Below are 13843 nucleotides of genomic sequence, written 5' to 3' on the forward strand. Positions count from 1 at the left end.
GTCCGAGGGCATCGCACTCGTCTCCACGGCGCCAGCGCGGGGGCGTCGGTCTGCCGGATCGGCTCCAGATGCCCGACTGGCGGCATAATGCTCCTCAGAGTGATGACCCTTTTCGGCTTTTTGCCGGATCGCCGCGTGTCTACGCGCCCATGGCTCGCCTGGCAAGCGCGGTGATCGTATCACCAGGGTCAGGGGCCCCCGTGCATGTGCCTGTGTCCCATTCGGGGGCCTGACGCCGATTCAGCCACATGTTCTCTCCCGCCTGTTCGGCGGCACGGACGAGTGCGGCAGCGCATCGCGGGGGCGTGCGCGGCCGGGCCCCGTGCGCTCCCGCGGTGGCGGTCTGATATCGGTCAATTACTCGGTGCTGAGCACGCGTGACCCGGTATTCGCACACACATGTGAAATCGGCCCGGTTTTTATGCGCTTTTTTCCAGGGAATCCCGGAGGAATACGGGCGGACGGACTGTCCCGCTTCGGCCGGTATCGTCGGGGGGTGTCAGACCAGCCCCGCCCCGCCTGCTCGCCCACGCTTTTCAGCTGGGAGTTCGCCGCCGATCCGTATCCCGCGTACGCCTGGCTGCGGGAGCACGAACCCGTCCACCGCACGACGTTGCCCAGCGGTGTCGAGGCCTGGCTGGTGACCCGGTACGCGGATGCCCGGGCCGCGCTCGCCGACCCCCGGCTGTCGAAGAATCCGGCCCACCACAGCGAGGCCGCGCACGCCAAGGGCAAGGTGGGCATCCCGGGCGAGCACAGCGCGGACCTGGTGACGCATCTGCTGAACATCGACCCGCCCGACCACACCCGGCTGCGGCGGCTGGTGTCCAAGGCGTTCACCCCGCGCCGCGTGGCCGCGTTCGCGCCGCGCGTCCAGGAGTTGACCGACCGCCTCATCGACGGCTTCGGCTCCCGGGGGCAGGCCGACCTGATCCACGAGTTCGCCTTTCCGCTGCCCATCTACGCCATCTGCGACCTGCTCGGCGTACCGCGCGAGGACCAGGACGACTTCCGCGACTGGGCCGGGATGATGATCCGTCACGGCGGCGGTCCGCGCGGCGGGGTGGCCCGAGCGGTGAAGCGGATCCGCGCCTATCTCGCCGACCTCATCCACCGCAAGCGCGAGTCGCTGGGGCGGGGGGACGGCGAGCAGTCCGTCGATCTGATCTCCGGGCTGATCCGCGCCAGCGACCACGGCGAGCACCTCACCGAGAACGAGGCCGCCGCGATGGCCTTCATCCTCTTGTTCGCCGGCTTCGAGACCACCGTCAATCTGATCGGCAACGGCGTCTACGCGCTGCTGCGCGACCCGGTCCAGTGCGACCGGCTGCGGCGGGCCCTCAAAGAAGGGGACGAGGGGCTGCTGGCGACCGGCGTCGAGGAACTGCTCCGCTACGACGGTCCGGTGGAGATCGCCACCTGGCGGTTCGCCACCGAACCCGTGGTGATCGGCGGGCAGCGCGTCGCCGTGGGCGACCCGGTGCTGGTGGTGCTGGCCGCGGCCGACCGCGACCCCGAGCGCTTCGAGGCGCCCGATGTGCTCGACCTCTCCCGCGCCGACAACCAGCACCTCGGCTACGGCCACGGCATCCATTACTGTCTGGGCGCGCCGCTGGCCCGCCTCGAGGCCCGGACCGCCCTCGGCACCCTGCTGCGGCGCCTGCCGGATCTGCGGCTCGCGGTGGAGCCGCAGGAGGTGCGCCGGCGCGGCGGCCTGATCATGCGCGGGCTGCGTGAGCTGCCCGTGACCTGGGATCCGAGCACCGCGACGGGCGGCGGGACGGGGTCCTGACAACGCCCGGAAATCGGGACGGAAGTGACATGACCTCAGGCGTGTGACCGCCGCGTGACCTGGGATACATCTGCTTGTGATGATCGTGTGACGTCGCTATGTTCGACCGACGACTCAGTCGCCACACGAGAGGCAAACGCATGCGCTCCGGGAACGGTCGACACCGCCGCCCCCGTCAGGCTCCGGCAATCGTGGTCGCGGCGGGGGTGACCGGCGCCGGCATCGCCATGCCGCTCTTCGGCGCCGTCGGCGCCCAGGCCGCGGAGGTCCAGACGTGGGACCGCGTGGCCGAGTGCGAGAGCGGCGGGATGTGGAGCGCCAACGAAGGCAACGGCTTCTACGGCGGTCTGCAGATCACCTTGGACATGTGGAAGAAGTACGGCGGTCAGCGGTACGCCCCGCGCCCCGACCTCGCCAGCCGCTCCCAGCAGATAGCCGTCGCCCAGGCGATCCTGGCCGACCGCGGCCCCGACGCCTGGCCGAGCTGCGCGCTGAGCGCCGGGCTCGCCGACCTCGGCGACGCGCTCGAGGTGACCCCCGGCTCCACCGGGACGCCCGAGCCGAAGGAGTCGACGGGTACCGACGACCCCACTACGGGCGAATCGTCCGATAGTTCCGGCCGATCCGATAAGGCCGGTACGCCGGACACCTCGGGAGAATCCGATACGTCCGACAAAGCCGGAGCGTCGGATTCTGCCCCGTCCGACGACGAGTCCGACGACGAGTCCGGCGGCTCGTCGGCCGGCACCTCCGGCGGCTCCTCCGCCGGCACCTCCGGCGACTCCTCCGCCGGTTCGGGCGGCACGTCGCACCAGACGCCGCCCCCGGACCGCGACGCGCCGGGCGCGGACGAGGACTCCTCCTCCGCCCCCACCGGTCGCCACCGCGGCGCGCCCGACGCCCGGGAGGGGCAGTCCGGGGACGCGGCGGACCAGGCGCGGCCCTCCGGGCGCCATGCCTCACGCGACGACGCGGACCGCGCGAAGACCCCGCTGCAGCCCCTCGGCCGCGCGGACTACACGGTCCGGACCGGTGACAACCTGTCAGGCATCGCGGACGAACAGAAGGTGGACGGAGGGTGGCCCGAGCTGTATGAGGCCAACGACTCCGTCATCGGGGCCGACCCCGATCTCATTCACCCTGGTCAGCGCCTCGATCTCAGCGTCAGATAGCGGCAGTTCGGGGTGAATTGCCCGATCTGGCGGCGGTGAGACATACATCTCGTCACATCGCCCGGGGTGCGCCGCCTGTCCGATCTTTCCGCACCCGGCCTCACCTGCGTGGATGTGGGCCGACTGGGTGCGGAAGAGGCCGTCTTCGCTGGGATGTCGGGGTTTGAACCTCGCCGGAAGGTGTGTTTAACGTCTTTTCGCTCGCCACCGCGGGCACCGTCGATCGTCACGCCGAGTCCTGCCGGCGGTCGGGGGGAAACAGACGCGTTTGCGCCGAAGGCAGGAGCGGGGGACCCAAGGTAGGTGCCGCGGTGGCCCGGGGACGGGCCGGTGCGGCTAGGGGTGAAGCCGGGTGCGGGGAACCGCGCACGGCCGGGCAACTCACGCCCGAACCCGACAGCTCACCTCGTAGGCGTCGGTGAGGAACGAACATGCGTAACGACAAGGGTAAGCACCGCCGTCCCTCCAAGGTCACCCGCATCGCCGCGCTCGCCGGCGTCGCCGGTGCGGCCGTCGCCGCGCCGATCCTGGGTGCCACCTCCGCCTCCGCCGCGACCACCGCCCAGTGGGACGCGGTCGCGCAGTGCGAGTCCGGCGGCAATTGGTCGATCAACACCGGCAACGGCTTCTACGGCGGCCTCCAGTTCACCAACTCCACCTGGGCCGCCTACGGCGGCACGGCGTTCGCGCCCCGCGCCGACCTGGCCTCCAAGGCCCAGCAGATCCAGATAGCCGAGAAGGTCCTGGCCGGGCAGGGCAAGGGCGCCTGGCCGGTCTGCGGCAAGGGGCTGACCACCGGCGGCACCCCGGCCACCTCTACCACCACGCAGCCCGCGAAGCCGGCCCAGCCCGCCAAGCCGGCCCAGCCCGCCAAGCCCGCCGAGCAGGCCGCGCCGAAGGCGCAGCCCCGCGGCGAGGACGCCCACGCCGGGCGCGGGCAGGCCCGTCACGAGATCAAGAAGGGCGACGGCGAGTACAAGGTGGAGTCCGGCGACACCCTCTCCAAGATCGCCAAGGCGCACCACGTCAAGGGCGGCTGGAAGAAGCTCTTCGAGCTGAACAAGGACGTCGTCGAGGACGCCAACCTCATCTACCCGGGCCAGCGGCTGCACCTCGGCTGACCCTCCCCGCCGGGCATCCGTCGGCCCGGCACCCCCCGATACGGCCCCGGCCGGGCGCGCCGCCCCCCCCACCAGGCGCGCCCCGCCGGGGCTTCACACGTTCGGCCAGCGAGTTCCCTGAAAATACTCACATTCGCCCCGCTATCTGGCTTTTTATGCAATGTCCCGTCTCGGGGGACGGGCGAACGTCGGGCGGGGCCCCCGGGCCCGTTAGGCTCGTGCTGCAGAACCACAGACCCATACGAAGGAGATCCTCGTGCCGTCCATCGACGTCGTCGTAGCTCGCGAGATCCTCGACTCGCGAGGCAACCCCACGGTCGAGGTCGAGGTCGGCCTCGACGACGGCAGCACCGGCCGTGCCGCCGTGCCCTCCGGGGCCTCCACCGGCGCCTTCGAGGCCCTCGAGCTCCGCGACGGCGACAAGAACCGTTACGGGGGCAAGGGCGTCGAGAAGGCCGTCCTCGCCGTCATCGAGCAGATCGGCCCGGAGCTGGTCGGCTATGACGCCACCGAGCAGCGCCTGATCGACCAGGCGATGTTCGACCTGGACGCCACCCCGGACAAGTCCTCGCTCGGCGCCAACGCCATCCTCGGTGTCTCGCTCGCCGTGGCGCACGCCGCGTCCGAGGCCTCCGACCTGCCGCTCTTCCGGTACCTGGGCGGCCCCAACGCCCATCTGCTGCCGGTGCCGATGATGAACATCCTCAACGGCGGCTCGCACGCCGACTCCAACGTGGACATCCAGGAGTTCATGATCGCGCCGATCGGCGCCGAGTCCTTCTCGGAGGCGCTGCGCTGGGGCGCCGAGGTCTACCACACCCTGAAGTCCGTGCTGAAGGAGCGGGGCCTGTCCACCGGCCTCGGCGACGAGGGCGGCTTCGCCCCGAACCTGAACTCCAACCGCGACGCCCTGGACCTGATCGTCGAGGCGATCAAGAAGGCCGGCTACCAGCCGGGCCAGGACATCGCGCTGGCGCTCGACGTCGCCGCCTCCGAGTTCTACAAGGACGGCTCGTACACGTTCGAGGGCCAGACCCGCAGCGCCGCCGAGATGACCGCGTACTACGCCGAGCTGGTCGACGCGTACCCGCTGGTGTCCATCGAGGACCCGCTGAACGAGGAGGACTGGGACGGCTGGAAGACGATCACCGACCAGCTCGGTGACAAGGTCCAGCTGGTCGGCGACGACCTGTTCGTCACCAACCCGGAGCGGCTGGCCCGCGGCATCGAGAGCGGCACCGCCAACGCGCTGCTGGTCAAGGTCAACCAGATCGGCTCGCTGACCGAGACCCTGGACGCGGTCGAGCTCGCCCAGCGCAACGGCTTCAAGTGCATGATGTCGCACCGCTCCGGCGAGACCGAGGACGTCACCATCGCCGACCTGGCCGTCGCCACCAACTGCGGCCAGATCAAGACCGGCGCCCCGGCCCGCTCCGAGCGCGTGGCCAAGTACAACCAGCTGCTGCGCATCGAGGAGATCCTCGACGACGCGGCGGTGTACGCGGGCCGCTCCGCCTTCCCGCGCTTCAAGGGCGCGGTCGCCAAGGGCTGAACCGCCACCGAGCCTGACAGCCACGCCTGACGCACGTCCCCGGCCCCGGTCCCGTACCGTGGCCGGGGACGGCGTACGCAGCGAAGTCACGACCGGGGAGGCGACGTGCCGGCGGATCGGGATCGGTTCTCCACCGCGACCAGGCTCAGGGCGCTGGGCGAGCACGCCGCCGCCCGCGTCTACCGCGCCCGCGTGCGGCGCCGCCGCAACCGGCTCACCGGCCGGGCCGCGCTGCTCGCGCTGGTCGTCTGCTCGCTGGTGGTGGCCCTCGCCTACCCCATGCGGCAGTACATCTCGCAGCGCTCGGACATCTCCGACCAGCGGCGCCAGGCGCAGAAGGAGCGCGAGGACGTCAAGAAGCTGCGCGAGGAGAAGGCCCGGCTCCAGGACCCCGCCTACATCGAGCAGCAGGCCCGCGAGCGGCTGCACTTCACGCGGCCGGGGGAGACCGGCTACAGCGTGGTCGACGGCGGCGGCGAGGCCGAGCGCTCCTCCGACCAGGGCGCGGCCGGCCGTCCCTGGTACAGCAACCTGTGGGACAGCGTCGACGCCGCGGACGCCGCGGACGGCGGGGCCCGCGCGAAGCGCTGACCGAAGCAACCGGCCGCCCGGGGCGGCCGACCGAACCGATCGAAGAGAACTTCCCACCGATGGATACGCCCCCTCCGCAGACGGAGCCCACCGCGCCCACCGACGCGGACATCGCCGCCGTCAAGGAGCAGCTGAACCGCCTGCCGCGTGGTCTGCGCGCCGTCGCGCACCGCTGCCCCTGCGGCAACCCGGACGTCGTCGAGACCGCCCCGCGGCTCGAGGACGGCTCGCCCTTCCCGACCCTCTACTACCTGACCTGCCCGCGCGCCGCCTCCGCGATCGGCACGCTGGAGGCCGAGGGCGTGATGAAGGAGATGACGGCCCGGCTGGCCACCGACCCCGAGCTGGCCGACGCCTACCGGGCGGCCCACGAGGACTACCTCGCGCGCCGCGACGCTATCGAGGTGCTGGAGGGGTTCCCCAGCGCGGGCGGGATGCCGGACCGGGTCAAGTGCCTGCACGTCCTCGTCGCCCACTCCCTCGCCGCGGGCCCCGGGGTCAACCCGCTCGGCGACGAGGCCCTCGCCATGCTGCCGAAGTGGTGGGCGAAGGGGCCGTGCGCGACCCCGTGCGGCGGCCGGGCGGCGGGCGACCGGGAGAGCGCGGGGGAGGGCGCATGAGCCGCGTCGCGGCCGTGGACTGCGGCACCAACTCGATCCGGCTGCTGGTGGCCGACGCCGACCCGGCGACCGGCCGGATCGGCGAGCTCGACCGCCGGATGCGCATCGTCCGGCTCGGCCAGGGCGTGGACCGCACCGGGCGGCTGGCCCCCGAGGCCCTGGAGCGCACCTTCGCGGCCTGCCGGGAGTACGCGGAGGTGATCGGCGGGCTCGGCGTCGAGCGGGTCCGCTTCGTCGCCACCTCCGCCTCCCGCGACGCGGAGAACCGCGAGGAGTTCGCGCGCGGGGTCGTGGGGATCCTGGGCGTGGAGCCCGAGGTGATCAGCGGCGACCAGGAGGCGGAGTTCTCCTTCACGGGCGCCACCAAGGAGCTGACCGACCGCCAGGGCCTGGCCCGGCCCTACCTGGTGGTGGACATCGGCGGCGGCTCGACCGAGTTCGTGGTCGGCGACGGCCGGGTGCGCGCCGCGCGCAGCGTGGACATCGGCTGTGTGCGGATGACCGAGCGCCATCTGGTCGTGGACGGGCGGATCAGCGACCCGCCGGCGCCCGGTCAGATCGCCGCCATACGGGCCGACATCGAGCGGGCCCTGGACCTCGTCGAGGAGACCGTGCCGATCCGTGAGGCGGGTAGCCTGGTCGGGCTGGCGGGATCGGTCACCACCGTCGCCGGCATCGCGCTGGGGCTGCCGGAGTACGACTCCGCCGCCATCCACCACGCGCGCGTCCCGCTGGAGCAGGTCCGTGCGATCACGGACAAGCTGATCGGCTCCACGCACGCCGAGCGGGCGGCGATCCCCGTGATGCACGAGGGCCGGGTGGACGTGATCGCCTCGGGGGCGCTCGTCCTGCTGACGATCATGGAGCGGATCGGGGCCCGGGAGGTCGTGGTGAGCGAGCACGACATCCTCGACGGCATCGCCTGGAGCATCGCCTGACGGGGTTGCGCAGGGCCGCCGGAACGGGGTGTGGACCCGGTGTGAGGGGTCCGTGGAGACCCCCGCGGCAAAAAGTTCGTGAAAAGCTTCACATGAAAAAATTGCCTGGTGGCCGAAGGGTGTGACCCCTGACCCCCGTACGCGGGCGCTTTCGGGGGGCGCACCCGCCCGGCGGCCCCGCCGGCGCCCGTTCCCGGCGCCGGCCGGCGATGCGCCCGGCCCCGGTGGTCTACTTCCGCGTTCAACCGCAAGCGCAGATCAGCGGGGCTGTCAACGCGCGGGGCGACCCGCTGGTTCCCTACCGCGGGTATGGGATGTGTCACGGGGGCGGCGGAGTGTAGCAGACCCTCCCCCAAAGCTTGTGAAGGGGCTCACGAGGCACCCCCCTGAGGGTGCTGGATACTCGAATCATGAGCACCACGGAGCGTCCCAGGATCCTCGTTGTAGGCGGTGGGTACGTAGGCCTGTACGCGGCACGCCGCATCCTGAAGAAGATGCGGTACGGCGAGGCGACCGTCACGGTCGTCGACCCCCGGTCGTACATGACGTACCAGCCCTTCCTCCCAGAAGCTGCGGCCGGCAGCATCTCCCCGCGCCACGTCGTGGTCCCGCTGCGGCGCGTGCTCCCCAAGGCGGAGGTCCTCACCGGCCGTGTGACGACCATCGACCAGGACCGCAAGGTCGCCACCGTCCAGCCGCTCGTCGGCGAGGCGTACGAGCTGCCCTTCGACTACCTGGTCATCGCTCTCGGCGCCGTCTCCCGCACCTTCCCGATCCCCGGCCTCGCCGAGAACGGCATCGGCATGAAGGGCATCGAGGAGGCCATCGGCCTGCGCAACCACGTCCTCGAGCAGCTCGACAAGGCCGACTCCACGACCGACGAGGAGATCCGCCGCAAGGCCCTCACCTTCGTCTTCGTCGGCGGTGGCTTCGCGGGCGCGGAGACCATCGGCGAGGTCGAGGACATGGCGCGCGACGCCGCCAAGTACTACCCGAACGTGAAGCGCGAGGACATGCGCTTCATCCTCGTCGACGCCGCCGACAAGATCCTCCCCGAGGTCGGCCCGAAGCTCGGCCAGTGGGGCCTGGAGCACCTCCAGAAGCGCGGGGTCGAGGTCTACCTCGGCACCTCCATGGACTCCTGCGTCGACGGCCACGTCGTGTTGAAGAACGGCCTGGAGGTCGACTCCAACACGATCGTGTGGACCGCCGGCGTCAAGCCGAACCCGGCGCTCGCCCGCTTCGGTCTGCCGCTCGGCCCCCGCGGCCACGTGGACACCGCCGCGACGCTGCAGGTCCAGGGCACCGACTACATCTGGGCCGCCGGCGACAACGCCCAGGTCCCCGACCTCGCCGTGGGCGAGGGCGCCTGGTGCCCGCCGAACGCCCAGCACGCGCTGCGCCAGGCCAAGGTGCTCGGCGACAACGTGATCTCGGGCATGCGGGGCTTCCCGCAGCGCGAGTACAAGCACGCCAACAAGGGCGCGGTCGCGGGGCTCGGTCTGCACAAGGGCGTCGCGATGATCGTCTTCGGCAAGACCAAGATCAAGCTCAAGGGCCGGCTGGCCTGGTACATGCACCGCGGCTACCACGGCATGGCCATGCCGACCTTCAACCGCAAGATCCGCGTCTTCGCCGACTGGACGCTGGGCATGTTCCTCAAGCGCGAGGTCGTCTCCCTCGGCGCCATCGAGAACCCCCGCGAGGAGTTCTACGAGGCCGCCGCCCCGGTCTCCGCGGCCGCGGCCAAGAAGGCGGAGAACACCGCCGAGAAGGCCAAGGCCAGCTAACTCACGGATCGGCCCCTGGGCCCGGTCCCGTACACCTCCGATGCCGAAGGGCGTCCGCCATCCGTGGGGCGGGCGCCCTCCGCGTTTTCCCGGGCCTGCGCGCGAGCGGATGGTCTTTGCCGATTCCAGACGTGTCGGCGGGACTGTACGGCGGGCCGCGTGGTGTTTACGTGGTGAGTGAATCTTCCTGACTCACCATCACGGAGGTGTGTGACATGGCCGACGCCGCCCAGCGGCTCGCCGCACTGGCCGAGGAGGTGCTGGGAGCCCCGCTCCCCATCCGGATCCGCGCCTGGGACCACAGCGAGACGGGCCCGCCGCACACCCCCGTCCTGGTCGTACGGCGCCGCAGGGCGCTGCGCCGGCTGCTGTGGAAGCCGGGCGAGCTGGGCCTGGCCCGCGCCTGGGTGGCCGGCGACCTCGACGTCGAGGGCGACCTCTACGACGCCCTGGACCGGCTGGCCGGGCTGCTGTGGGAGCGCGGCGAGGCCTCGGCATCGCGTCGGTCGAAGGCCGTCGCCGCCCTCAAGGCGCTGCGCGACCCCGCGCTGCGCTCCGCCGTCCGCACCCTGGCCGGCCTCGCCGGGCCCGGGCTGCCGCCGGCCCCGCCCCGGGAGGAGGCGCGCCGCGCGCCGCGCGGGCCGCTGCACACGCTGCGCCGCGACAAGGAGGCCATCAGCCACCACTACGACGTCGGCAACGACTTCTACGAGCTGGTCCTCGGCCCCTCCATGGTCTACTCCTGCGCCTACTGGGAGGGCACCGAGGCCGACGGCGCCACGCTCGAGGACGCCCAGCGCGCCAAGCTCGACCTCGTCTGCCGCAAGCTGGCGCTCCGCCCCGGCCAGCGGCTGCTGGACGTGGGCTGCGGCTGGGGCTCCATGGTGCTGCACGCGGCGCGCGAGTACGGCGTGCGGGCCGTCGGCATCACCCTCTCGCAGGAGCAGGCCGCCTACGCCCGCAAGCGCGTCGCCGACGCCGGGCTCACCGACCGGGTCGAGATCCGGGTCCAGGACTACCGCGAGATCGCCGACGGCCCCTACGACGCGATCTCCTCGATCGGCATGGCCGAGCACGTCGGCTCCGCGCGCTACGCCGAGTACGCCGCCGACCTGTACGCCCTCCTCAAGCCCGGCGGCCGGCTGCTGAACCACCAGATCGCCCGGCGCCCGGAGCCGGACGAGGAGGCGTACCACGTCGACGAGTTCATCGACCGCTACGTCTTCCCCGACGGGGAGCTCGCCCCGGTCGGACGGACCGTCACCCAGCTGGAGGAGGCGGGCTTCGAGGTGCGCGACGTGGAGGCCATCCGCGAGCACTACGCCCTCACGCTGCGCCGCTGGGTCGCCAACCTGGAGGCCCACTGGAAGCAGGCCGTACGGCTCACCTCGCCGGGGCGGGCCCGGGTGTGGCGGCTGTACATGGCGGCCTCGGCCCTGTCCTTCGAGCGCAACCGGATCGGGGTGAACCAGGTCCTGGCGGTCCGTACCCCGGAGGGCGGGGCGTCCGGCATGCCGCTGCGCGCCCGCGACTGGCGGGGCTGACAGGCGCGAGCGGCGGGGCTGACAGACGCGAGCGCCGGACGGGCTGGGCCCGTCCGGCGCTCGTGGGTTCGGTGCGGGGGAGCCGCCCTACTCGGCCTTGATGGCCGCCAGCATGTTGAGCTTGGCCGCCCGCCGGGCCGGCCACAGCGCGGCCAGGACGCCGACCAGCGCGGCCAGCACCAGGAAGACGGCCATCCGGCCCCACGGCAGGACCAGCTCGTAGGTGGGCAGACCGGAGGAGATCAGCTCACCGGCGGCCCAGCCGAAGAAGAGGCCGAGGCCGATCCCGAGCACCCCGCCGAAGAGCGAGATCACCAGCGACTCCAGGCGCACCATGCGCTTGATGCCGCGCCGGTCCAGACCGATGGCCCGCAACATGCCGATCTCCTGGGACCGTTCGAACACCGACATCGCGAGGGTGTTGATGACGCCCAGCACCGCGACGATGACGGCCATGGCCAGCAGCCCGTACAGCATGTTCAGCATCAGGGTGAAGAACTGGGCGATGCCGTCGGAGATGTCCTCCTTGTCCTGCACCTGGATGGCGGGGTTGTCGCCGAGCGCCTTCTCGATGGCGTCCTTGGTGGCGGCCGAGGCCCCGTCCTTGGTCTTCAGCATGACCTGCATGTCGGTCACGGTGCGCATGTGCGGGCTGAGGGTGGCGTTGTCGAGCATGATGCCGCGGATCATCTCGTTGCCCTCGTAGACCCCCACCACGGACAGCTTGCCCCGGCGGCCGTCCTCGTAGGTCACCGTGAAGGCGGACCCGCGCTTCCAGCCGTAGTGGTCGGCGGTCTTGTCGTCGACCACGACCCTGTCGCCGCCGAGTCCGGCGAAGGAGCCCTCCGTGAAGTCGACCCCGACCAGGTCGCGGACGGTCTTCCCGTTGACGCCCGTCAGGTATTCGGTGTCGCCCTCGATACGGGACGCGGAGTTGCGCAGCGGGCTGAGCGCGGTCACCTGCTCCAGGTCGCCCAGCGTCTTCTCCACGTCCGGGGACAGCGGGCGCATGCCGTCGAAGCCGCCCAGGCTCACCACGTAGTCCGACTTCAGGGCGCTGGTGGCCATGTTGTCGATGCCCTTCTGGACGCTGCCGGCGATCACCGTCATGCCGGTGATCAGCGTCAGCCCGACCATCAGCGCGGAGGCCGTGGCGGCGGTACGGCGCGGATTGCGCACCGCGTTCTGCCGGGCGAGCTTGCCGGAGATCCCGAAGGCGCGCAGCACCGGGGCGGCGGCCGCGATGAGCGGCCGGGACAGCAGCGGGGTGAGCACGAACACGCCCACCACCAGGACGGCCGCGCCCAGCCCCATGGGGAGCTTGCCGTCGGAGCCCATCCGGCTCCCGGCCAGCACCCCGGCCGCACCCGCCCCGGCGAGCACCGCGCCGATGGTGTTGCGCACCACCAGGCCGCGGGTGGTCGGCGCGGCGTGCACGCTGTTCATCGCGGCGACCGGCGGGATCTTCGCGGCGCGGCGGCCGGGCAGCCAGGCGGCGAGCACCGTCACCACGACGCCGACCAGCAGCGAGACGGCGATGGCGGTCGGGGAGACGATCAGCGGGCCGTCCGGGACGGTGGCCCCGGTGGAGTTGAGCAGCGAGCGCAGCCCGGCGCCGATGCCGATGCCGGCCGCGAGGCCCGTGACGGCCGCGACCGCGCCGACGGCGGTGGCCTCGATCAGCACCGAGCGCGTCACCTGGCGGCGGGAGGCGCCGACCGCGCGCATCAGCGCCAGCTCGCGGGTGCGCTGGGCGACCAGCATGGTGAAGGTGTTGGCGATGATGAAGACGCCGACGAACAGCGAGATCCCGGCGAAGACCAGCATGCCGGTCTGCATGCCGCTCATCTGCTGCTTGATCAGGTCCGCCTGGTCGTCGGCGAGCTGCTGGCCGGTGGTGGCCTCGGCGTCCTTCGGCAGGATCTTGTCGACGCCCGCCTTGAGGGCGGCCTGCGAGGTGCCCGCGGCGGCCTTCACATCGATCTCGTCGAATTCACCCGGCTTGGCGAACAGCCGCTGCGCGGTGGGCGTGTCGAACAGCACCAGGCTGCCGCCCGCCGCGACGTTGCCGTCATCGGTGGAGAAGACGCCGACGACCTTCTCCCGGCGCACCGGGCCGTCCACGGACAGCCGGACGGAGTCGCCCACCTTGTAGTGGCCGCGGTCGGCGGTCTTCGAGTCGAGCGCGACCTCGCCCGCGGACTTGGGGGCGCGGCCGTCGGTCAGCGTGTAGCGGGGGTCCTTGCCGCCGGCGCCCGGGTAGTAGTTGCCGCCGGCGTTGGCGAAGCCGTTGCCGAGCAGGTCGCCGCTCTTGTCGGCGACGGCGGTGTAGCCGGAGACGATGCCGGTGGCCGAGGCCGCGCCGGGCACCTTGTCGGCCCGGTCGAGCAGGCCCTGGGTCAGCCGGGGCGCGGCGCCCGGGTTTCCCGAGTCGTCGTCGGACTTCTCCGGCTTGATGGCGACGTCGACGCCGGAGAAGCCCTTCTCCGAGCTCTTCTGGTAGGCGCTGGAGATGGTGTCGGTGAAGACCAGGGTGCCGGAGACGAAGGCCACGCCGAGCAGGACGGCGAGCACGGTCATCATCAGCCGGGCCTTGTGCGCGAGGACGTTGCGCAAGGCGGTACGGAGCATGGGTGTGTCCAAGTGAGGGATGGCGGCGGTGGGGCTTGGAGCGTGAAGACGGCGGATCCGGCGCGCGGCCCGGCCGGCGGCCCGCAGGGCCC

At 71.8% G+C, this 13843-nt stretch carries 10 protein-coding genes and 1 riboswitch; of the genes, 9 read left to right on the forward strand and 1 reads right to left on the reverse strand.

Features of this window, described 5'->3' with window-relative positions:
- Positions 1-496 precede the first annotated feature (496 nt).
- The 9 genes from ABFY07_RS35540 (at position 497) to ABFY07_RS35580 (ending at position 11120) form a co-directional block, all read left to right on the forward strand.
- Positions 497-1792 (forward strand): cytochrome P450 family protein, encoded by a 1296-nt coding sequence (locus ABFY07_RS35540; protein WP_346178459.1) that lies wholly within the window; start codon positions 497-499, stop codon positions 1790-1792.
- Between the two features lie 191 nt (positions 1793-1983).
- Positions 1984-2964, forward strand: coding sequence for a transglycosylase family protein (locus ABFY07_RS35545; RefSeq protein ID WP_346178460.1), 981 nt, complete (start codon positions 1984-1986; stop codon positions 2962-2964).
- Between the two features lie 261 nt (positions 2965-3225).
- Positions 3226-3394, forward strand: a riboswitch (cyclic di-AMP (ydaO/yuaA leader).
- A 1-nt stretch (position 3395) separates the two neighbouring features.
- Complete coding sequence (locus ABFY07_RS35550) at positions 3396-4085, forward strand: transglycosylase family protein (protein ID WP_346178461.1); 690 nt, start codon at positions 3396-3398, stop codon at positions 4083-4085.
- Between the two features lie 256 nt (positions 4086-4341).
- Entirely contained in the window at positions 4342-5637 is a 1296-nt protein-coding gene (gene eno / locus ABFY07_RS35555) for a phosphopyruvate hydratase (protein ID WP_346178462.1), read from the forward strand.
- A gap of 105 nt (positions 5638-5742) precedes the next feature.
- Complete coding sequence (locus ABFY07_RS35560; RefSeq protein ID WP_346178463.1) at positions 5743-6228, forward strand: FtsB family cell division protein; 486 nt, start codon at positions 5743-5745, stop codon at positions 6226-6228.
- 59 nt (positions 6229-6287) lie between these two features.
- Positions 6288-6848 (forward strand): DUF501 domain-containing protein, encoded by a 561-nt coding sequence (locus ABFY07_RS35565; RefSeq protein ID WP_065960432.1) that lies wholly within the window; start codon positions 6288-6290, stop codon positions 6846-6848.
- Positions 6845-7786, forward strand: a complete 942-nt coding sequence (locus tag ABFY07_RS35570; protein ID WP_346178464.1) for a Ppx/GppA phosphatase family protein — start codon at positions 6845-6847, stop codon at positions 7784-7786. The genes ABFY07_RS35565 and ABFY07_RS35570 overlap by 4 nt, the downstream gene beginning before the upstream one ends.
- Positions 7787-8196: 410 nt before the next feature.
- Entirely contained in the window at positions 8197-9576 is a 1380-nt protein-coding gene (locus ABFY07_RS35575; protein WP_346178465.1) for an NAD(P)/FAD-dependent oxidoreductase, read from the forward strand.
- A 215-nt stretch (positions 9577-9791) separates the two neighbouring features.
- The gene (locus ABFY07_RS35580; RefSeq protein ID WP_346178466.1) at positions 9792-11120 is read left to right on the forward strand and encodes a class I SAM-dependent methyltransferase; all 1329 of its coding nucleotides are present in this window, start codon (positions 9792-9794) and stop codon (positions 11118-11120) included.
- A gap of 87 nt (positions 11121-11207) precedes the next feature.
- Here the strand turns inward: ABFY07_RS35580 and ABFY07_RS35585 are convergent, their stop codons facing one another.
- Positions 11208-13751, reverse strand: coding sequence for an ABC transporter permease (locus ABFY07_RS35585; RefSeq protein ID WP_346178467.1), 2544 nt, complete (start codon positions 13749-13751; stop codon positions 11208-11210).
- Between the last annotated feature and the right edge of the window lie 92 nt (positions 13752-13843).

It is taken from the genome of Streptomyces sparsogenes subsp. cuspidosporus, from assembly GCF_039532705.1.
Classification (GTDB): domain Bacteria; phylum Actinomycetota; class Actinomycetes; order Streptomycetales; family Streptomycetaceae; genus Streptomyces; species Streptomyces sparsogenes.